Below are 21328 nucleotides of genomic sequence, written 5' to 3'. Positions count from 1 at the left end.
GTGCATGTTTAAGAAAGTATTGGTTGCTAACCGGGGCGAGATTGCTGTTCGAATTATTCGTTCCTTAAAGGAAATGGGAATTAAAACGGTTGCGGTATACTCGGTAGCGGATCAACACAGCCTGCATGTTCAATTGGCTGATGAAGCTGTCTGTGTTGGCGGAAACCGGCCGCAGGATTCGTATTTAAACATGAAGAATATCCTTGCGGCGGCTGTTGGCACTGGGGCAGAGGCGATCCATCCTGGATTCGGATTTCTTTCAGAGAACAGCGAATTTGTTGAAATGTGTGAGGCTTGTGGGATTACGTTCATTGGACCGCGTTCGGAAACCATCGAGTTAATGGGAAATAAGGCCAACGCCCGGGTACGGATGCAGCAGAGTGCGGTTCCCGTAATTCCGGGGAGCGATGGGTTTATTGCCGATGCGGATGAGGCGCTTAAGGTGGCGGCTAAGGTTGGTTATCCGGTAATGCTCAAGGCAGCAGCTGGTGGTGGCGGTAAGGGTATTCGCCGGGTTGACCGGAAAGAGAATCTGGTAGCGGCGTTTAATAATGCGCAGCGCGAAGCTCAGAGTGCGTTTGGCGATGGGCGGATGTACCTTGAAAAGATTATGACCAATGTCAAACACATTGAGGTGCAGGTGTTCCGGGATAGGAGTGGACATATGGCGTATTTCCCGGAACGGGATTGTTCTGTTCAACGAAATAAGCAAAAAATGATTGAGGAAAGCCCGTGTAGTCAGTTAACGACAGCTGAGCGGGCGCACCTCGGTGAGATTGCCCTACGCGCAACCGAAGCGATTGATTATTTGAATACCGGGACGATTGAGTTTTTAATGGATCAGGAGCACCACTTCTACTTCATGGAAATGAACACTCGAATTCAGGTTGAGCATACGATTTCAGAAATGATTACTGGGATTGACCTCGTAAAGGCCCAAATTATTGTTGCTGCTGGCGGCGACTTACCGTTTACGCAGGATGATGTGCAGATTTCTGGACACGCGATTGAATGTCGGATTAACGCCGAAGACCCCCAACGGGATTTTATGCCGGCGGTTGGAAAGGTCACAAAGTTGTACCTGCCGGTTGGAAATCTCGGTGTTCGAATTGACTCTGAGCTGTACCCGGGAGCAACCATTTCACCATACTATGATGCGATGATTGCCAAGGTGGTTGCATGGGGGCACGATCGGGCTGAAGCAATTGCCAAAATGACGCGGTTACTTAAGGAAATGCGCGTCGAAGGGGTTACCACTAACCAGCAGTTCCACCTTGAAATATTAAAAGACCCGGTTTTTCGGGCTGGGACATTTACGACGGATTACGTCGAGACACAGGTTTTGCCGCGTTGGAAAAAGAAGATGGGTGATAAATAATGCGACTGTTTGACTTGAAGACCCTCCGCAGCCAACACGTTAAGGCTGATAAGGAGGCCATGGATAAGGTGCCCGAGGGACTATGGCAAGCGTGTCCAAAGTGTCACCAAACGGTTTACCATAAGGAATTAGGGAAGTATAAGGTTTGCCCTCAGTGCGGGTACGGGTTTCGAATCGGTGCCCGGGAACGGTTAAGTTGGTTGGTTGATAAGAACCAGTTTACCGAGTATGATGCAGACCTTCAGACGAATGACCCGTTATCCTTTCCGGGATACCGCGATAAGATTGCTGTCTGTCAGGCAAAAACAAATCTCAATGATTCGGTTTTGACCGGAGTAGCAATGATTAAGAAGCAGCGGTGTGCCTTGGGAATCATGGATCCCCAGTTTATTATGGGTTCCCTTGGCGGAGTCACTGGTGAAAAAATCACACGGCTTTTTGAACGGGCAACCCGAGAACAGTTACCCGTTGTTTTGTTCACGTCATCTGGCGGCGCGCGCATGCAGGAAGGAATTGTTTCCCTGATGCAAATGACCAAGATTTCCCGGGCGGTGAAGGATCATGGCGATGCAGGGCTCTTTTATTTAACGGTCTTGTGTGATCCGACGACCGGGGGAGTTACGGCAAGTTATGCGATGCAGGGTGATATTATCCTCGCAGAACCTCGTTCGTTAGTAGGTTTTGCTGGGAAACGGGTAATTGAACAGACAATGCACCAGAAAGTTCCGGCTGATCTTCAGGATGCTGAGACGGTTTTAAAGGATGGATTTATCGATGCGATTGTCCCGCGGGATAAAATGCGCGCAACGGTTGCGTGGCTTTTGAAGTATAATGTGATGGGAGGAAGAAACAATGGCTAAAGGTGATAAGCAAACAGCGGCGGCCATTGTTGCTGCCGCCCGGGGGCCAAAAAAGATTACGACCCCAGAACTGATTCGCGGCTTATGCAGTGAGTTCATGGAACTCCACGGTGACCGTGGGAACGGGGATGACCAGGCTGTTATCGGTGGAATTGGGATATTCAACCAACAGCCGGTGACCTTAATTGCAACGGATAAGGGAACAAGCGCCGAGGAGCGGATTGCCAAGAACTTTGGAAGTCCGCTACCGGCTGGTTACCGGAAGTCCAGGCGGTTAATTATGCAGGCGGCTAAGTTTCACCGGCCGGTTGTTGCGCTTGTTAATACGTCTGGAGCGTATCCGGGACAAGCGGCAGAGGAAAACGGTCAGGGCGAGGCTATTGCACGGAATCTTCTTGAGTTAAGTACCGTACCGGTTCCCATGATCACCATTATTTTTGGTGAAGGAGGAAGCGGCGGGGCCCTTGCCTTGGCCTGTGGTGATGAGGTGTGGATGCTTGAAGATTCAATGTACTCGGTTTTATCACCAGAGGGATTTGCATCAATTCTGTGGAAGGACAGCAGTCGTTCAGCGGAAGCTGCTGAGCTTCTTCAATTGACACCCCAGGCGCTATTAAAGCAGCAGGTTATTGAGGGAATTATTCCCGAACCTGGTTCGCACAAGAAAGTTGTGCGGAATATTGCTGACGTCCTTAAACGTGAGTTACCCCGGCTGCAACGGATGACAACGACTGAACTGCTTGAGCGGCGGAAGCAACGCTATCGGAAGTTTTAAGTAAAGGAGTAATGGAAAGTGGGATTATTATCAGGAAAAAAGATTCTCGTTATGGGGGTTGCCAATAAACGCTCCATTGCCTGGGGATGTGCGCAGGTAATGGAAGAGCAGGGTGCGGAGATTATTTACACCTACCAGAATGAGCGGATGAAGCGTGGAGTGAGCCGGTTGGTTGAGGATGATAATCGGCTCGTAGAATGTGATGCTGCTAATGATGAAAGTATTCAGCAGGCATTTAAAACCGTGAAGGAGCGTTTTGGCAAAGTTGACGGCATTGTTCATGCAATTGCGTTTGCCAAAAAAGAGGAGCTCGAGGGAAGCATTTTAAATACAAGTCGTGATGGCTTTGCGCTTGCTCATGATATATCGGCATACTCCCTAATTGCCGTTGCAAAGTACGGGAAGGATATCCTAAATAATCCGGCAAGTATTGTCACTCTTACTTACTTTGGGTCAGAACGGGCCATTCCAAGTTACAATGTAATGGGAATTGCTAAGGCATCGCTGGAAGCAAGCATGCGCTACCTTGCCCGGGATATGGGCGAGGACGGCGTGCGGGTGAACGCCATTTCTGCCGGAGCAGTTCGGACATTAGCCGTTACGGGGATTCACGGGCATTCAGATCTGCTGAAGATTTCAAAGGAACGAACGGTTGATGGTCAGTCCGTAACAACTAAGGAAATTGGTGGGCTATGCGCCTTTTTGATGAGTGATCTGTCAACCGGGGTTGTTGGTGATGTAATTTACGTTGATAAGGGTGTTCACTTGATTTAATGATTAGGTGATTAAGGCCTGAATAGAGCAATAATTATATTATTATGTTTTTCGTTAAGGTTGAGGCGTTAGTCTCAACTTTTTTTATGGTAAAAGTTAGGGGAATTTGAATCGTCCTGTTGTTAATTAGTGGGTTTCTCGCTAAAATGGTGGTGAATACTCTGGAAAGTGGTGCGAGAATAATAATGACAAAAAAGCAGAAGGCGTTGTTCGTAATCTTCGGCGGAACGGGGGACCTTGCACGGCGGAAGCTCTATCCGTCCCTTTTTAAGCTGTACCGGAAGGGGTTTCTTGATGACGACTTTGCGGTGATTGGGACTGCTCGCCGGGAGTGGACTGATGATCATTACCGCGAGGTTGTCTTGGATTCGATTCGGAAGTTAGTGCCAACCACGATTGATCCGAACGAGTTTGCGAGTCACTTCTACTACCAGGCTCATAACGTGAATGATACGCAGCACTACGTAACCCTCCGGCAACTAGCTGAGCGCCTTAATGAACAGTACCAGCTTGGGGGAAACCGAATTTTTTACATGGCAATGTCGCCTAAATTTTTCAGCGTGATTGCCAAGCACCTTAAGACCCAGGGATTGGTAACCCCGGAAGGGTATAATCGGTTGGTAATTGAAAAACCATTTGGAAACGACCTCGAAAGTGCCCGGAAACTTAACGCTGACCTGCGCAAATACTTCCCGGAGGAATCGATTTTCCGAATTGATCACTACCTTGGAAAAGAAATGATTCAGAATATTTCCGCATTGCGTTTTGGGAATAACCTGTTTAATGCTTTGTGGAATAATCGCTACATTGATAATATTCAGATTACGCTTTGCGAACCGCTTGGGGTGGGAACCCGGGCTGGGTACTATGAAGGAGCAGGTGCTTTGCGGGACATGTTTCAGAATCATGTCTTACAAATTGTCTCGCTATTAACGATGAATTCGCCGGCATCATTTACTGATGAGGATATCCGGCGGGAGAAAATGAGCGCTCTTAAAGCACTTAAATTTTACAGTGCCGATGAGATTAAGCAAAACATTGTTCGGGGTCAGTACGACGCGGCGAACGGAATGAAGGGGTACCGTGAAGAAACAGGGGTTGACGAGTACTCTGGGACCGAAACGTTCGTGGCGGGGAAGCTGATCGTGGACAACATGAGTTTTGCTGGGGTGCCAATCTACTTCCGGACAGGAAAACGGATGCGGTGCAAGCAGTCCCGGGTGGACGTTGTGTTTAAGAACCTGCCAGCACGAATTTTTAAGTACGGTGAAATTCGGCAGAATGTGCTGTCGATTGAGGCGGACCCGCATTCTCGGATGTCATTGCAGCTCAATACCAAGAAGGAGGGGCAAGGATTCGCCATCCGGCCGATTAATCTTGAGTTTAAGGCCAACGAAAACGAAATTCCTGGGGCTTACGAGAAACTGCTTTTGGACGTTTTATACGGGAATGCCATGAACTTTACTCACCTGGAAGAGCTGCTTTATTCGTGGCAGTTTGTGGATGCCATTGAGCAGGTCTGGGATGACGAAGGAACGCCGGCAGATTTTCCAAATTATGACTGTGGAACGATGGGACCCCGGAGTGCAATGGAATTGCTGGCCCGGGACGGAAAGTTCTGGGTATATGATCCAGAATAAAGAAGTAAATTACGGGGCCGTGGCGGTTGTCACGGCCCCTTTAATTCAGTAAAGGAGAAAGTAGATGTATTCGGTTCAGGAAAAGCGGTGCCCGTTTTATCTACGGGGTAATTTTTGGATATTGTGTATCATTGGGATGTTACTCGTTATTGGCAGTGTGGGTGGCATCCGGTGGAGAATCTGGCAAGTACGGACCTATGAAGTGCAACGCACCGCAGCGGTTGCCTCACGGGTGCACTTATCGTCTAAAAGACTGGCACAGTATACGGGAGCGCATGGCCATGCGCCCGCTTCTGAACAGGTTTTGGGTGTTCCGGATCTCCAACAGGATATGGCTAGTCGGTTTACGGGAAATTCGTGGGCCTACCGCTTTCGGAAACCGGGAGGATGTAATTATGTTCATTCCGTTGAAGCGCCAACTCCGCGGAAGTCAGGTTTTATATCCCAGCATTAGTTGGCGGATTGGAAGGGATATTCGTCCAGGATTGTATCAGATGACATTAACCGCAACTAATAGTGACCCGGCAGGGATTGAGGTGGATGGTGGGTTGGCCTACCTAAAGCCACATCCCCGAAAGAAACGCCAGTTTAATTCAGTAACGGTCGCACTTCATCGTGGTTAGGAAATTAAGAATGATTCTGGGGTGTTGTGTTTTAAGTAATTGGCCCCACTTAAACACCCCCGGTCATTGTTACTTATAGATATGGAATACCAAATTGGGAAGGACCTTCCGGCGGGGCGGTACCGGATAATTGCTGAACAGGGGAAGGCGCGGGTTAAAATCCAGAAAAAACGGCGATGAGATAACAACCAAAAAGATTAAGCCTAACGGGAAGCGAACGAGTGTAGTCGTTACTTTTTATCGGGGTGAGAAACTCGAATCCGGTCCGAATATTTTTCGGTTAGTCCCAATGAAAAAGTGACGGGGAATTAGGGGTTAATTATTTACTTTTTATTTAAAATACGGTATTGTGAAGTGGTTGTTTGTTAAGAAATTGATAAGGAGTAGTTTCACCAATGTATACCATTAAGAACGATAAAAAACCGCTATACCGCCGGTGGTGGTTTTGGCTAATACTTGTGGTGATTCTTATGGGGGGCAGCTTCATGGGAACGGTGGTGCATGATGTGCACCGGATGGCTCAAACCGAACGGCGTACGCCTAAGAAACACCATAAAACTGATCAGGCGGATAAGAAGGCTGAACAAGCTCAGGAAAAGGTGCCCCGGGCGATTGCCGCTCCCAACAAGCAGCAGCGGGAGCAGCTTGTTAGTCAGGCAAAGAGTGGGGCGGATTTGCAAGCAGTCACGGCGGGCCAGCCTCAGGTAATTCATTTTGACCAGGACGACCAAACTATTAAGACAACGGTAGATAATAATGGCCAGATTAAACCTGGGCGGTACGCCGTCAAGTTGACGCGGGCCAATAAAAATTTTGATGATGATTTTCATGAATTATCGTTTGAAGCACATAATAACATCTATTATGTGAATGGCGCCCAAACTGATAACATTATTCAGGGGGTAGCAAACCTACCTGCTGGCCGGGAAGTGAAGTTGAAGGGGGGTAAGGGTGATACCATCACCTTAATCCCTCTTAAAAACCAGGAGCGGGCCGACCAATTTATCTATAATGGTGATTCGGTCCGGTCAACCGCTGATGTGCAACCGGGAATTTATCAGGTAACCTACTGTGATACAACGAGGGCTGATGATCAATCTATTGTGTCATTTGATGGTAATAATTGTTATGACTACTTCACACTATATGCTCATCCAAACATGAAGAAGCATCACTACACAAGTGTGGTGGTAGCCATCCAGAAAGACCAGAAGATTGAAGTGGCTAGTGGTGCGGTTCACCTCCAGCGGGTTCAGCTGCCCCCCAAGCCCCATAACCTGATTCTTGGTTCAGCCGTATACGCGGTGGGGCAAGACTTACCAGCCGGGCGGTACAAAGTCCGGGTTTTGAGTGGCTCGGGTAACATTGGAAAGGCGGATGGGCTTACAACGTTTGCTCGCCTTAAAAAACACGAAACAACAACGGTAACCTTAAAGAAGGGGACAAAGATTGAGATTAACCCGGACGTAGTTTCGTTGACCTATATTGGAAACTAGGAGGTGAAGGGAATGAACGAATTGGGACTAACCCCAACGACGTTGCTTTGGATTTGGGCCGGCCTGGCGGCGCTCTTTCTTATCATCGAGTTGTTTACGACCCAGTTAGTGGCAATTTGGTTTGCCGTTAGTTCAGTCGTTAGCCTGGGGTTGCAGGTGTGCCACGTTAGCTTAACGGTTCAGCTAGTTCAGTTTTTAGTAACCGGGATTATTCTGGGAGTAATTTTTCACCCGCTTGCCAAGCACTTGCTACAACGGCATGGCTATCACCCGCTCAATATTGCGGAAACCGTGATTGGAAAGCACGGGCGGGTAACGGTTGCGGTTAAGGATGGTACTGGTCGGGTAACGGTTGCAGGGGATGATTGGAAAGCAACAGCTGATCATGATTTACCCGTTGGTTGCCAGGTAGTGGTCACTGCGCTGAATGGCGTTACGGTGACAGTGGAAAAAATTAAGCAGGAGGATGACAAATGATTTTTTTAATTTTATTGCTGATTTTAGTTGCGGTAGTTGTGTACGTACTCGGTCATATTCGGGTTGTTAGTCAGAGTCAAAGCTGGGTTGTGGAGCGATTGGGAAGTTACTACGCTACCTGGACAAACGGTGTTCACTTTCTGGTTCCGTTTGTCGACAATGTGGTAGCTAAGAACTCCCTTAAGGAACAGGTAATGGATTTTCCACCACAGCCGGTGATTACGAAGGATAACGTTACGATTAAGATTAATACCGTGGTTTATTCTCAGGTGACGGATTCTAAACTGACGACTTACGGAATTGAAAACCCGGTCGCCGCGCTTGAAAACTTAACGGCAACGACGCTTCGGAACATTATTGGGGATTTGGATCTTGACGAGACATTAACGAGCCGGGACATCATTAATACCAAAATGCGGACCATTTTGGATGGCGCCACCGATAAGTGGGGAATCAAGGTTAACCGGGTGGAAGTAAAGGATATTACGCCGCCGGCTGAAATTCAGAATGCCATGGAAAAGCAAATGAAAGCTGAACGGGAACGCCGGGCTCAGGTGCTGGCTGCTGAAGGAAACAAGAAAGCCGCAATTCTGCAGGCGGAAGGGCAAAAAGAATCTCAAATTTTGCAGGCTCAGGCCGATAAGGAATCAGCGATTCAGGTCGCTGAGGGGCAAAAGCAGTCCCGAATTTTGGAAGCTGAAGGGCAGGCTGAGGCAATTCGGCAGGTTCAACAGGCCACAGCTGACGGACTGAGTGCAATTAGTCAGGCGGACGTAACGGATCAGACGTTAACCGTTAAGGGCTTAGAGGCCGTTAAGCAGTTGGCGGATGGACAAGCAACAAAGTTGGTAATTCCGAGTGAGTTGCAGAACATTGCGAGCCTTGGCTCCGTGTTTAAGGCCAGCGTAACGGATGCTCCCGCTAAAAAACAGGCCACGACTGACCAGCAGAACTAACGCGCCGAGGATACTCAATGGAACGGAAACAGTTTAGTTATGGTGTCCGGAAGGCTCCTAAGCAGTCGGGGGAAAACGTCCCGTCCAAGAAGGGGATAGCACGGTTATGGACGCTTGCCATTATACTAACCTTTGTTGAGATGGCGCTGAATTTTACTGCGGAAATATTTTTGAGGCATTCTTCGCTCTATGCGCAGGTCGTCGTTTCACGAATTATGTGGTGTGGTTACGTATTAATTGCTTGGCTACTAGCGTGGTGGACGTTACGCAATGTTCTGTCATTACGTCAAAGTGGGTTTGCCGCTCTGGGGGTGATGATGGTGACCGTTATCCTAGGATGGATTGCGCAGATTGTGATTGTTGAAACGATGGACCGGTGGTTGATGGCGGCTGCATTACACGGTGCAGATAAGGCGATGGCGGGGATTAGTCTTCTGTGCGATTTTGCGATGGCTAATGTATTCATTATTACCGCAGTTATAACCACCATTGTTTTCTTTGTGGTTAGGCATGTTCAGCAGCGATGATGATTTTTACGAAAAATAAGCATTTCACCGTGAGGGATTTGAATATGCGAGGGGTTGGATCATAGATTCCGGCCTCTTTTTTAGCGTAAAATTAAAAGAAGTTGCACGAACACGTGTGCGGCGTTTTAATAAAAGGAAGAACGATTGTGGGGATGATTTTGTGGTTGGACAACGAAAAATTATTCACGTCGATATGGACGCCTTCTACGCATCAATTGAAATGCGGGATCACCCAGAATTACAAAACGTGCCGCTTGTGGTAAGCCGGAATCCTCGACATTCCGGGGGACATGGGGTAGTGGCAACTGCCAATTACATTGCGCGGCAATACGGGATTCACTCGGCCATGAGTGCACAAGAGGCCCTTCGGCGGTGCCCACAAGCTCACTTTCGGCGGCCAGACTTTCCCAAGTATCACCGGGTTTCCGACCAGATTCATGCGCTTTTTCACGAGTATACCGATATGATTGAACCGGTTGCTTTGGATGAGGCATACTTGGACGTTACGCGAAATAAACAGGGAATCCGGTCAGCAATTGTGGTTGCCCGCCAGATTCAACGGGCCATCTTTGAGCAAACCCACCTGACTTGTTCGGTAGGGGTGGCGCCAAATAAATTTTTAGCAAAGCTTGGATCGGAATACCGTAAACCAGTTGGTGTGGCGGTTGTCCGGCAGGAGGATGTGCGGGCCTTTCTTGATCCGCTTCCCATTGAGACCATTCGGGGCGTGGGGAAGAAGACCGTTGTAAAAATGCATGCTATGGGAATTGAAACGGGGGCGGACTTATATGCGGTGAGCGATACGGAGTTAATCCGGCGCTTTGGTAAGGCGGGTCACCTGTTTTATGAACGGATTCGGGGGATTGATCCCCGACCAGTTGAATGGCAACGGGAGCGCAAATCAATTGGAAGTGAACGAACGTTTGACCAGCCATTGATGAGTGGTGTTGAAGTTGAGCGCGTAATGCATGCGACGGCCGAACGGCTTGTTAGTGAACTTCACCGGAAACAAAAACACGGGAAGACGCTTGTCATTAAGGTGCGGAATGCGGCGTTTGAAACGGTTACGCGGCGGATTACCCTGGATGATTACTTTGAAAATGATGTTCAAGAAATTCAACGGTATGGGCAGCAATTATTTGACGTGGTTCAACCGGATGCTATTAACGTTCGGCTGTTGGGTTTGACGATGACTAACCTGGATGACGTTGCCTTTGAGAACATCCGCCTCCCGCTTTAGGCGGGGAATTTGCTATACTGGGTAACAGGAAGGTTTTGAAGAAGGGACCGATAAGGATGACAGTACAAGATGAAATTATTAATAAGATTGAAGCTGCACCAACGATTATTATTCACCGCCACCAGCGGCCGGATCCGGATGCCGTGGGAGCTCAAGCAGGGTTGGCAACCATTTTGCGGGCAAGTTTTCCGGGTAAGCAGGTCTATCAGGTTGGGCAAGACGTGCACAGCCTTGATTGGATTGCCAAGGAACAGACCATTGACGATGCGGTTTATCAGCACGCTTTGGTGATTGTTTTGGATACGGCAAATGCGCCGCGGGTTGACGATGCCCGGTATACTACGGGAGCTGATCTCATTAAAATTGATCATCATCCAGCAGAAGATCAGTATGCGCCGTTAAACTGGGTTGTCCCAGAAGCATCAAGTACGTCTGAACTGATAGTGGACCTTGTTTCAGCGAGCCACGGGAAGCTTCACTTAACGCCCGAAGCAGCCCGGATGCTGTATGCCGGGATTGTTGGGGATACTGGCCGGTTTATGTACGATAATACGACACCGCATACGTTGGAGGTTGTTGCTAAACTTTTCCGGCAGGGAATTGATGCTCCGGCGGTTAACCGGAAGTTAAGCGATATTTCCCTTCCGGAGGCGCGGTTGGCTGCATTTGTATATCAAAATATGGAGATTACAGCGCATCACGCTGCTTTTGTTGTGATTAAACTGGAAGATATTGCCCGGTTAGGAATTAAGGATGCTGGGACGTCCAGTGTTGTTTCCCTTCCCGGGATGATTGCGGATGTTTTGTGTTGGACCGTAATTGTTGAGCAACGGGACGGAACATACCGGCTCCGAATTCGGTCAAAGGCGCCGGTGATTAATGAATTGGCAAAGAAGCACGATGGTGGCGGTCATCCCCTTGCTAGTGGAGCGGTTTTACATGATGAAGAGCAGATCCCGGACTACGTGGCTGAGTTAGATGCTCTCGCAGCGAAGTATGAGGAGGAACACCAGTGATGGCGACCTTTGCAGATTTTAAATTTCAGCCGTTTATCATGAAGGCGTTGGCAGCGATTAACTTTAGCCGTCCGACGGAAGTGCAGCAACGGCTAATCCCAACGATTATGGCGGGGAAAAGTGTTGTGGGGCAATCTCAGACTGGAAGCGGGAAGACGCATACGTTTCTTCTTCCGATTTTTAACGCGGTTGATCCCCGGATTCAGTCGGTTCAAGCTGTTATTACAACCCCGAGTCGGGAATTGGCTTATCAAATTTACGATGCCGCCAAGCAGATTGTGCGGTTTAACCCGGCGATCGTGGTGCAAAATTACGTGGGAGGAACTGATAAACAACGCCAAATCAGCAAGCTTCAGCGGGCACAACCCCAGATTGTTATTGGTACCCCAGGGCGAATCAATGATTTGATTCGGCGAGGCGCGCTTGATGTTCACCGCACTAAAATGTTGGTGGTTGACGAGGCTGATATGACGCTCGACCTCGGTTTTTTAGCGGAAACGGATGCCATTGCCGGAGCAATGCCGCGTGATCTTCAAATGATGGTCTTTTCCGCCACGATTCCGGAAAAATTACGCCCATTTTTACGGAAATACATGGAAAATCCGGTAGTCGAAGTGGTGGAAAACCAGCATGTAATTAGTCCCACGATTGATAACTTCTTGTTATCAACGAAGGGGCGTGACCGAAATCAGCTGATTTTGCGGCTACTCACTATGGGAGAACCGTACCTGGCATTAGTATTTACTAATACTAAGGAACGGGCTGATGAATTGAGTACTTATCTGCGGCACCAGGGATTACGCGTTGCTACCGTTCACGGGGGAATTCAACCCCGTGAACGAAAGCGGGTTATGCGTGCAATTCATAACATGGAATACCAGTATGTGGTTGCGACTGACCTTGCAGCCCGGGGAATTGATATTGAAGGGGTGTCTTTGGTAATTAATGATGATCTTCCCCGTGATCTAGAATTTTTTGTTCACCGGGTTGGGCGAACCGGGCGCAACGGATTGTCCGGGACAGCAATAACCTTGTATGGGCCGGGCGATGACCGCCAAATTAAGGAACTTGAAGGGATGGAAATCCATTTTAAGCCTAAAGAGTTAAAAAATGGTCGGTTAGTTGATACGTACGATCGACGTCGGCGCCAGCAGCGGGGAAAACGTCAGGATCATATGGATCCGCAACTCCGAGGAATGGTCAAGAAGGCTAAGAAGAAGCATAAACCGGGATACAAAAAAAAGATTAAGCGGGTAATTGCAAAGGATGCTCAGCAAAAACGCCGGATTGAACGGCGTCAGAAAATGCGAGCTCAGCGTAAGCAACACCGTGATAACTGGTAATTGACAACTAGGGAGGACGTTTGCTATTCTTAGGTGCGGCAGGATATGCGGTCTGCTAGCGTTCTGCAGCGAGGATCCTGGTGGTGCGACGGATCTAGAATGAGGTAGCCTGTGCTCCCTGACTTAAAACTAAATGAACTAATTATTAAGAGGTAAACGACTAGCATCGTTGCAAGTAAGGTGGTACCGCGCAAAGGCGTCCTTACGTTGTGACGGTGCTTTTTATCGTTGGAAAGGAATTGTTACTATGAAAAAACTAACGAGTGCTCAGGTGCGCCAGATGTATCTGGACTTCTTTAAGAGTAAGGGGCACGACGTGAAAAAGAGTGCGCCGTTAATTCCACACGATGACCCGACGCTCCTATGGATTAATTCCGGGGTAGCAACGATGAAGAAGTACTTTGATGGGACGGTTGTTCCTAAGAACCACCGGATTACAAGTTCCCAAAAGTCTATCCGGACAAATGACATTGAAAACGTAGGACACACTGCCCGGCACCACACGTTATTTGAAATGTTGGGGAACTTCTCCGTGGGAGACTACTTCAAGGAAGAGGCGATCACGTGGGCGTGGGAATTACTTACGAGTCCGGAATGGTTTGCGTTTGATGCGGAAAAACTATACGTAACGGTTTACCCGAAGGATACAGATGCTAAGCGGTATTGGCAAGAGGTTGGTGTTTTACCAGGCCATATTTATGAGGCTGAGGATAATTTCTGGGACATCGGTCAGGGACCAAGTGGTCCGGATTCCGAGATTTTCTATGATCGTGGGCAGGAAATGAATAACGTTGCTGAGGATGATCCTGAAAATTATCCGGGAGGGGAAAACGAACGGTACCTGGAAATTTGGAACATTGTGTTCTCTGAATTTAACCATAAGCCGGATGGCAATTACGAACCACTTCCGCATAAGAACATCGATACTGGAATGGGGCTGGAACGGATTGTTTCCATTTTCCAAAATGCGCCGACAAATTTCGAAACGGACCTGTTTTTACCAATCATGGACGCCACGGCGGCAATGGGTCCTGGCGTTAAGTATGGGGATGCACCAACAACCGATGTGTCGTTTAAGGTCATTGCTGACCATATCCGGGCGGTTACCTTTGCGATTGGCGATGGGGCCTTACCATCTAATGAAGGGCGCGGTTATGTCATTCGGCGGTTAATCCGCCGGGCGGTCATGCACGGTCAAAAGTTGGGAATTAAGGGCGCGTTCCTTTACAACCTTGTCCCTGTTGTTGGTGAAATTATGAAATCTGCGTATCCGGAAGTGCTTGAACAGGCGGATTATATCCAGAAAGTTATCCGGATGGAAGAAGAACGCTTTAACGAAACCTTAGCCGCAGGAATGCAGTTGCTAGATGATTTAATTGCTGAAACAAAGCAAGCCGGAAAAACGGAAATTCCGGGTGATGGGGCGTTCAAGATGTATGATACGTACGGCTTCCCGTTTGAATTAACCCAGGAATACGCGCATGATGCGGGCATGGTGGTTGACCAGGCTGGGTTTGACGCTGCCATGAAGGAGCAGAAGGACCGGGCTCGTGCTGCTCGGAGTGATGCTAAGTCGATGGGGGTTCAAAACGGACTGCTCACTGATATTAAGACGCCGAGTGAGTACGTGGGGTACCGCCAGTTAAGCATCGACGGAACGTTAAGGAACATCATTGTTAATAATGAACTAGTTGATCAAACCGCCCGGGGCGGGGCCCAGTTAATTTTTGATAAGACTCCGTTTTACGCTGAGATGGGCGGACAGGTCGCTGATCAGGGAGTAATTAAGGATGAAGACGGTGAGGTTGTTGCCCGCGTTACGGACGTCCAACATGCACCAAACGGGCAAAACATGCACACGGTTAAGGTGCTTGGCCCGCTGGTAACGGGCCGCACCTATAGCCTTGAAGTTGATCGGGAATTCCATAATAAGGTAAAGAAGAACCATACCGCAACGCACCTTTTAGACCAAGCTTTACGCGATGTTTTAGGTGAGCATACGCATCAGGCAGGTTCATTGGTTGAACCAACGTACTTGCGGTTTGACTTTACCAACCTGGGGGCCGTTACACCGGGGGATCTCGAACGGGTTGAACAGATTGTAAACGAAAAGATTTGGGCGGCACTTCCGGTAGAGACGGTCGTTACGGACATTGAATCCGCCAAGAAGATGGGGGCCATTGCCCTCTTTTCGGAGAAGTACGGTGATACTGTTCGGGTGGTTAAAGCTGGTGATTACTCGATGGAATTCTGTGGTGGGAACCACGTTGATAACACGAGTGAACTGGGACTCTTTAAGATTGTTTCTGAATCTGGGGTGGGTGCCGGGACCCGGCGGATTGAGGCGGTCACTTCCAAGGAAGCGTACGAATACCTGAAACAGCATGACAACTTACTAACAACGGCCGCCGCAAAGGCAAAAGTTGTTCAAGTAAAAGATTTACCAGAACGGGTCGACCAGCTTCAGGGGACCATTAAGCAGCTTGAACGGGAAAAACAATCCTTAGAAGACAAGTTTGCTTCCCAGCAGGCTAGTGACGTTTTTCAGGACGTTCAGGAAATCAATGGTAAGACATTAATTGCCGCGCAGGTAAACGTTTCTGGCATGGGTCAACTCCGGCAGCTTGCCGACCAGTGGAAGGCCAACGGCTACTCAGATATTTTGGTACTGGCAACGGCCACGGAAGACGGTAAGGTAAACCTCATCACCGCAATGAGTGATGCGCAGGTTAAGGCTGGCTTGAGGGCCGGTGATCTGATCAAGGCGATTGCGCCGCTTGTTGGTGGTGGCGGTGGTGGCCGGCCAAACCTCGCACAGGCTGGGGGAAAGAAGTCGGCTGGTATTCAGGATGCCCTTAAGCAGGCAGCTGAGTGGGTAGCACAGCAGTAAATTAAACGGGCAGAATAGAAGTTGCAAACCGACTGAATTGTGAAGATCGGTTCGGAGGGGACGCACTTTTACTCAGCCCGTTTGTTTTATATGCGTAAAAAAAGCGAGAAGGTTGCGGTTTATCTTCCCGCAACTCTTGTTTTTAAAACGGTTATGGTATACTGAAAGCAGATTATGTACGGGAGCTTAGTTCGGAGGTGGCATGATGAAACCAACTGATAAAACAGTATTCTTTAATTTTGATGCTGATAATCCCCAAAGTGTTCATGATACGCTCGTGACCGTTTACCAGGCATTGGAGGAGAAGGGATATAACCCAATTAATCAGATTGTTGGTTACCTTCTATCTGGCGACCCGGCTTACATTCCACGGTTAAATAATGCCCGTAACTTGATCCGAAAGCACGAGCGTGACGAAATTATTGAGGAGCTTGTGCGGGCATACTTGAATAAGGAGGACTAGTACGCGTGGGACGATTGATGGGATTAGATGTCGGCTCACGGACCGTCGGTGTGGCAGTGAGTGATCTTCTTGGGTGGACCGCCCAGGGGGTTGAGATTGTTTCGATTAACGAAAAAGAAGAGCAGTTTGGCCTTGAGCGGATTGCCGCCCTTATCACTGACCATGATGTGAGTGCTTTTGTAGTGGGATTGCCCAAAAATATGAATAATACGGAGGGTCCCCGGGTAGAAGCAGCACGGCATTATGGTGAATTACTTAAGGAACGCTTCGGGTTACCGGTAGATTATCAAGACGAACGGCTAACAACCGTTGCGGCGGAGCGGATGCTGGTTGAGCAAGCGGATACCTCCCGGGCAAAGCGCAAGAAGGTTATTGATAAGTTGGCGGCAAGCCTGATTTTGCAAGGGTACCTTGACCGGAAGGGACCGTTGACTGCAAAATTAAATTAGAAACGAGGAGATTAAATGGCACAGGAACAGGACGACTTAATTACGTTGGTTGATGATCAAGGCAATGAAAGTCTTTACCGCATCCTTTTTACGTTTGATTCGGAGGATTATGGTAAGTCGTATATTCTGTTGGTTCCAGCTGATGCTGAACCAGACGAACAGGTGGACGTGTTGGCCTTTTCGTTTAAACCGGATGAAAACGGAGAAGCAAAAGACGCAGATCTATTTGAAATTGATGACGACGATGAATGGGACATGGTTGAAGGTGTGCTTGACACGTTCCTCAATGACGAAAATATGCAGTAGTGGTTGATTAATTAGAAGCACAAGGAACGTGAACAAAAAACGAGGTTGGAACTTAGCCGTTCTAACCTCGTTTTTTAATGTGTTATGTTTGCCGGAACATACGTTGGCTGAATATTTCCTGCGTGAAGCGTTACATGACCAGAAAGGAGGTTCTTAATTGTCTGATTGAAGGCGGGGAACTGGTTTGCCGGAAGAGTAATTGTTGTGGTAACGGCTGTCGTGTAGTCGGTCGTTAGTAGCGGAATATGGTGCTGTTGTAGGTAATTTTGGAGGGTTTGAAACCGTGCATAATCGGTTGTAACGGTGATAGTTTGCTGGGAGCGCTTTGTCATAATGGTTGTTGCATTGATTGCGGCGCTTGTTACTTTCCGATAAGCCCTAATTAATCCGCCAGTTCCTAGTTTAATGCCGCCAAAATAGCGGGTTACAACTGCCGTGACATCGTGGAGGTGGCGTTGCTGAAGGGTACTGAGAATGGGAACGCCTGCTGTTCCGGAAGGTTCGCCGTTATCGCTCATTCGTTGAAACTGGTCGTTGTCACCGATAACGGTGGCAAAGCAGTTATGTCGGGCCTTACGTTCAGTTGTATTAACCCGTTCAATAAAAGCAGTTGCCTCTTTTGGAGAAGTTGTGCGGGTAATTCGGCAAATAAATATTGATTTTTTAATTGTGAGGGTGGCCTTTCCAGGAGTTGTAATCGTGTAATACGGTGTCAAAGCTAATTCCTCCGATAAATTATTCCCCTTTAAGCGTAATTATATGGTGAAGGAGGGATTGGGATGGAAAAGAGCGAACTATACGGGCGGCTTGTGGCAGGTCCGTTACCCGCCGGTCTAAGGAATAGCCCACAAATCCAACAAGTTCCGGTGATTCACAGGTGGGGGCCGGTAGTGTGGTGTTTACGGTGCGGGCAGGTAACGTGGCGGCAAGGGCGGTTGCCGCACCATCACGCATACTGTCCCCAGTGCCTTCAACTCGGGCGGGTTAGTACATTAACTTCATTATACACTATTCCCGAGCCAAATGATTTTCACTCTGATGGGAGCCGGTGCGTATGGCGGGGAAAGTTGTCGCCTGCGCAAGCCCGGATAGCAGAAAAGATTAAGCGGGCCGTTCAGCAACGGCGCCGTTTTCTGGTGTGGGCGGTGACGGGAGCTGGGAAAACGGAAATGCTTTTTCCAGGACTGGAAGCGGGCCTCGCTGCCGGTTGGCGGGTTGGGGTGGTTACCCCCAGGATTGATGTTTGTCGGGAACTTTTCCCCCGGCTACGGACTGCATTTCCAGCTGTGACTGCCATTCTTCTTACGGGGGATGAGTCGACGCCATACCGGTATACACAACTAGTTGTCGCGACGACCCACCAACTTTTGCGGTTCTACCGGGCGTTTGATCTTTTAGTAATAGATGAAGTGGATGCTTTTCCGTTTATTACGGATAAAAGATTACATTATGCTGCTGCACGGGCGATTAAGGAGGATGCAGCGGTGCTGCTTCTTACTGCTACGCCGTCATCCCAATTGCTTAAAGTTATACGGCGGCATCGCTTCCAGATTGGGATGCTTCCTGCCCGGTACCATGGCTATCCTCTTCCCGAACCCGTGTTTGTTCGGATTGGGCATTGGGAACGCTTAATTCACCGACAGATGTTCCCCACAAAGATTCAAGCAGCGTTAGCAGGATGGCAGGAGCGTTGTTTACCAGTATTAATTTTTGTTTCCCGGATTAAGTGGTTAAAACCAGTCCTGCGTGCGCTTCAACGACAGTTACCGGCTTGGCGGGGAACGAGTGTCTATGCGGCTGATCCACGCCGGCAAGAAAAGGTTGCTGCAATGCGGAAACATCGGGTGCAATATCTAGTTACCACAACGATTCTTGAACGAGGAGTAACCTTTCCGGACGTTCAGGTTATTATTTTAGGAGCGGATGATCCGGTGTTTACTGTTGCGGCTCTTGTTCAAATTGCTGGCCGGGTTGGACGATCCCCCACCGCACCAACGGGAACCGTTTTATTTGGATGTACCCGGATAACGCCGGTTGTTCGGGCGGCTTACCGTCAAATTCGCGCCCTTAATCGGGCTGCCCGGAGGATGGGATGATGAATTGCTTGTTATGTGGGAGAGCTTTAAAAACCTTGTCCTCCTTTAGGTGGGTGTTATCGTGGCAGAGAATACAGGATGATTACCTGTGTTCCGCTTGCCGAAAAGAATTTGTACGACTTACCGGGTCAACGTGTCCGGGATGTGGCCGTAAATGGCCAGAATTGTGTCCGGACTGCCGACGATGGCGAACCCAACAGCCGTCTTTGTTATGTAACCGGGCATTATACGCGTATAACAATGCAATGCGTACTTATATGCAACGGTATAAGTTTCAGGGCGATTATCGGCTTCGACGAGTTTTTAGCGATGAACTTCAGACCGCTTTAACGAAATGGTATCCCCGGTGGCAGGGATGGATATACGTCCCATTGCCGGTTGATGATATAACGTGGCAAACACGTGGGTTTAATCAGGTGGTGGGGTTTCTTTCCGGCATTGCTATTAAAGAGGGATTAATGATGATCCCTTCTTGCCACCAAAAGCAAAGTACTAAGACTCGCACCGCCCGGTTACAAACTAAACAACCGTTTCAGGCTAAGCCAAGTGCCGCGCGGTTCGCGCGTGTCGTGTTGGTTGATGATGTTTATACTACGGGACGGACACTGTATCATGCGCGAAAAGCCCTGACTGCAGTGGGGGTTCAGCACATTCGTTCGGTAACTCTGGCTCGGTAAGAAAGGGAGATTTCTTAGTAGAGATAATTGTTTCCGGTAGTGCTTTATCATATAATATAGATGTAGACGAGATGCACTTGCACCGCGTTAGTAAGCGCGTTCACTTGAATGTACTTACGTGTGAAAGGAGAGGGTACTATGTTAAAGTACAACGTTCGTGGTGAGAATATCGAGGTTACGGCAGCAATTCGAGAATACGTGGAGAAGCGGTTAGCCAAGTTAGAAAAGTACTTTGCTGATGCGACAAAGCCAACTGCGCACGTTAACTTAAAGGTTTATCCTGACAAAACCGCTAAAGTGGAAGTAACGATTCCGTTACCGTACCTGGTTCTACGGGCTGAAGAAACTTCTTCTGACATGTATGCAAGTATTGATTTAGTCACTGATAAACTTGTTCGGCAGATTAAGAAGTATAAGACAAAGGTTAACCGGAAATCACGGGAAAAGGGCGTTAAGGATATGGCCTTCGTGACGCCCGCAACGGATGATGATCAGTCAGACCAGCAGTTTGAAATCGTTCGGAACAAAAACATTGCCTTAAAGCCAATGGATGCTGAAGAAGCGATTCTACAAATGAATATGTTAGGGCATAATTTCTTTATCTACCGTGACGCCGAAACGGCGGATGTTAATATTGTCTACAAGCGGCGTGACGGACGGTATGGAATGATTGAAGCGGCTGATTAGCATTAACTTTGGTGATACGGAAGCGGGGTTTATAGGATGACCCCGCTTCTCGTGTTTTAAAAAGTTGCACGGCATCAATAAATTTGATAGTATCAAACATACTATGAGGGGTGATATGTAATGGCAAAAGCAAAGTTAGCGGTCGGCGATAAGGTAACCTGCAAGAAGATGGGGGCTTTAAAGCATGATTTTGAGGGTACCTTGGAGAAACTATACGATAATTCGGGGTTGGTTTCTATTACTAAGTATGATGACGAAGACCGGATTGCCGTTAGCGATTACCATGAACGGGTAATTATTGCCCAGAAGAACATGAAAAAAATCTCGTAATTCACATGACAAGCGAAAATGAGTATGGTATACTAACTTTCGTTCGATGCGGGTGTAGTTTAGTGGTAAAACTCCAGCTTCCCAAGCTGGCATCGCGAGTTCGATTCTCGTCATCCGCTTAAGTGACATCTCATTGTTTGTGGGATGCCTTTTTAATACCTGATGAGAAAGAAGAGTACTGCAGAGGAGGACAAAAGCGAGTCTGGAAGGGTGGAAGCCGGGCGTTCGGCCTGCAGGAAGCGCGCTTTTGAGGGTTTAGTTAAATATCAAAGTGGATTGAAGATCAATTAGAGTGGTACCGCGGGAAGCCTCGTCTCTTTAATAA

Annotated in this window: 23 protein-coding genes and 1 tRNA gene; 23 read left to right on the top strand and 1 reads right to left on the bottom strand. The window is 48.4% G+C overall.

Translation table 11 applies throughout. The annotated features are described in order from the left end of the window. The first annotated feature begins 4 nt into the window (after positions 1-4). From accC to ACI3EZ_RS02320, 18 genes are all read left to right on the top strand, one after another. Entirely contained in the window at positions 5-1378 is a 1374-nt protein-coding gene (gene accC / locus ACI3EZ_RS02405; protein ID WP_405024008.1) for an acetyl-CoA carboxylase biotin carboxylase subunit, read from the top strand. Continuing rightward, positions 1378-2238 carry an acetyl-CoA carboxylase, carboxyltransferase subunit beta gene (accD, locus tag ACI3EZ_RS02400; protein ID WP_405024007.1) on the top strand — a complete coding sequence of 287 codons (861 nt, stop codon included), beginning with the start codon at positions 1378-1380 and terminating at the stop codon, positions 2236-2238. Before accC ends, accD begins: the two co-directional genes overlap by 1 nt. Then, on the top strand, positions 2231-3013 hold the full coding sequence (gene accA / locus ACI3EZ_RS02395; RefSeq protein ID WP_405024006.1) for a carboxyltransferase subunit alpha: 783 nt from the start codon (positions 2231-2233) through the stop codon (positions 3011-3013). The genes accD and accA overlap by 8 nt, the downstream gene beginning before the upstream one ends. 18 nt (positions 3014-3031) lie before the next feature. Beyond that, positions 3032-3787 carry an enoyl-ACP reductase FabI gene (gene fabI, locus ACI3EZ_RS02390; protein ID WP_405025386.1) on the top strand — a complete coding sequence of 252 codons (756 nt, stop codon included), beginning with the start codon at positions 3032-3034 and terminating at the stop codon, positions 3785-3787. Between the two features lie 185 nt (positions 3788-3972). Then, on the top strand, positions 3973-5427 hold the full coding sequence (gene zwf / locus ACI3EZ_RS02385) for a glucose-6-phosphate dehydrogenase (protein WP_405024004.1): 1455 nt from the start codon (positions 3973-3975) through the stop codon (positions 5425-5427). Between the two features lie 64 nt (positions 5428-5491). Next, positions 5492-5881 (top strand): hypothetical protein, encoded by a 390-nt coding sequence (locus ACI3EZ_RS02380; RefSeq protein ID WP_405024003.1) that lies wholly within the window; start codon positions 5492-5494, stop codon positions 5879-5881. Then, a complete protein-coding gene (locus tag ACI3EZ_RS02375; protein WP_405025385.1) occupies positions 5823-6050 on the top strand; it encodes a hypothetical protein in 228 nt (75 codons plus the stop codon). Before ACI3EZ_RS02380 ends, ACI3EZ_RS02375 begins: the two co-directional genes overlap by 59 nt. A gap of 395 nt (positions 6051-6445) precedes the next feature. Beyond that, positions 6446-7546: a hypothetical protein gene (locus ACI3EZ_RS02370; RefSeq protein WP_405024001.1), complete on the top strand. Its 1101-nt coding sequence runs from the start codon at positions 6446-6448 to the stop codon at positions 7544-7546. 12 nt (positions 7547-7558) lie between these two features. Next, positions 7559-8023 carry an NfeD family protein gene (locus tag ACI3EZ_RS02365; protein WP_405025384.1) on the top strand — a complete coding sequence of 155 codons (465 nt, stop codon included), beginning with the start codon at positions 7559-7561 and terminating at the stop codon, positions 8021-8023. Next, positions 8020-8979: an SPFH domain-containing protein gene (locus ACI3EZ_RS02360; RefSeq protein ID WP_405023999.1), complete on the top strand. Its 960-nt coding sequence runs from the start codon at positions 8020-8022 to the stop codon at positions 8977-8979. Before ACI3EZ_RS02365 ends, ACI3EZ_RS02360 begins: the two co-directional genes overlap by 4 nt. A 17-nt stretch (positions 8980-8996) precedes the next feature. Further along, complete coding sequence (locus tag ACI3EZ_RS02355) at positions 8997-9506, top strand: hypothetical protein (protein WP_405023998.1); 510 nt, start codon at positions 8997-8999, stop codon at positions 9504-9506. A gap of 160 nt (positions 9507-9666) precedes the next feature. Continuing rightward, positions 9667-10746 carry a DNA polymerase IV gene (dinB, locus tag ACI3EZ_RS02350; RefSeq protein ID WP_405025383.1) on the top strand — a complete coding sequence of 360 codons (1080 nt, stop codon included), beginning with the start codon at positions 9667-9669 and terminating at the stop codon, positions 10744-10746. Between the two features lie 56 nt (positions 10747-10802). Next, positions 10803-11762: a bifunctional oligoribonuclease/PAP phosphatase NrnA gene (locus ACI3EZ_RS02345; RefSeq protein ID WP_405025382.1), complete on the top strand. Its 960-nt coding sequence runs from the start codon at positions 10803-10805 to the stop codon at positions 11760-11762. Beyond that, positions 11762-13105: a DEAD/DEAH box helicase gene (locus tag ACI3EZ_RS02340; protein WP_405024049.1), complete on the top strand. Its 1344-nt coding sequence runs from the start codon at positions 11762-11764 to the stop codon at positions 13103-13105. The genes ACI3EZ_RS02345 and ACI3EZ_RS02340 overlap by 1 nt, the downstream gene beginning before the upstream one ends. Before the next feature lie 247 nt (positions 13106-13352). After that, positions 13353-15995, top strand: a complete 2643-nt coding sequence (alaS, locus tag ACI3EZ_RS02335) for an alanine--tRNA ligase (protein WP_405025381.1) — start codon at positions 13353-13355, stop codon at positions 15993-15995. A gap of 205 nt (positions 15996-16200) precedes the next feature. Further along, positions 16201-16458 carry an IreB family regulatory phosphoprotein gene (locus tag ACI3EZ_RS02330; RefSeq protein WP_405023994.1) on the top strand — a complete coding sequence of 86 codons (258 nt, stop codon included), beginning with the start codon at positions 16201-16203 and terminating at the stop codon, positions 16456-16458. Between the two features lie 5 nt (positions 16459-16463). Then, positions 16464-16907, top strand: a complete 444-nt coding sequence (ruvX, locus tag ACI3EZ_RS02325; protein ID WP_405023993.1) for a Holliday junction resolvase RuvX — start codon at positions 16464-16466, stop codon at positions 16905-16907. 15 nt (positions 16908-16922) lie between these two features. Then, positions 16923-17213 (top strand): DUF1292 domain-containing protein, encoded by a 291-nt coding sequence (locus ACI3EZ_RS02320; RefSeq protein WP_405023992.1) that lies wholly within the window; start codon positions 16923-16925, stop codon positions 17211-17213. A gap of 74 nt (positions 17214-17287) precedes the next feature. Here ACI3EZ_RS02320 and ACI3EZ_RS02315 read toward each other — a convergent pair whose 3' ends face one another. Next, positions 17288-17929 (bottom strand): YigZ family protein, encoded by a 642-nt coding sequence (locus ACI3EZ_RS02315; protein WP_405025380.1) that lies wholly within the window; start codon positions 17927-17929, stop codon positions 17288-17290. Between the two features lie 63 nt (positions 17930-17992). On the opposite strand from ACI3EZ_RS02315, the gene ACI3EZ_RS02310 reads away from it, so the two are divergent. The 5 genes from ACI3EZ_RS02310 to ACI3EZ_RS02290 all read left to right on the top strand — a co-directional run bounded on the left by ACI3EZ_RS02310 (position 17993) and on the right by ACI3EZ_RS02290 (position 21122). Further along, positions 17993-19309, top strand: a complete 1317-nt coding sequence (locus tag ACI3EZ_RS02310; protein ID WP_405025379.1) for a DEAD/DEAH box helicase — start codon at positions 17993-17995, stop codon at positions 19307-19309. Positions 19310-19362: 53 nt separating this feature from the next. Further along, positions 19363-19986, top strand: a complete 624-nt coding sequence (locus ACI3EZ_RS02305; protein WP_405025378.1) for a ComF family protein — start codon at positions 19363-19365, stop codon at positions 19984-19986. A 138-nt stretch (positions 19987-20124) separates the two neighbouring features. Then, a complete protein-coding gene (hpf, locus tag ACI3EZ_RS02300; RefSeq protein ID WP_405023988.1) occupies positions 20125-20673 on the top strand; it encodes a ribosome hibernation-promoting factor, HPF/YfiA family in 549 nt (182 codons plus the stop codon). A gap of 120 nt (positions 20674-20793) precedes the next feature. After that, positions 20794-21003: a DUF2187 domain-containing protein gene (locus ACI3EZ_RS02295; protein ID WP_405023987.1), complete on the top strand. Its 210-nt coding sequence runs from the start codon at positions 20794-20796 to the stop codon at positions 21001-21003. 48 nt (positions 21004-21051) lie between these two features. After that, positions 21052-21122 (top strand) — tRNA-Gly (locus ACI3EZ_RS02290). The last annotated feature ends 206 nt before the right edge of the window (positions 21123-21328 follow it).

The organism is Ligilactobacillus sp. LYQ60 (assembly GCF_045033015.1).
In the GTDB taxonomy this organism is placed as follows: Bacteria; Bacillota; Bacilli; order Lactobacillales; family Lactobacillaceae; genus Ligilactobacillus.
This window is presented reverse-complemented; position numbering and strand designations above follow the sequence as displayed.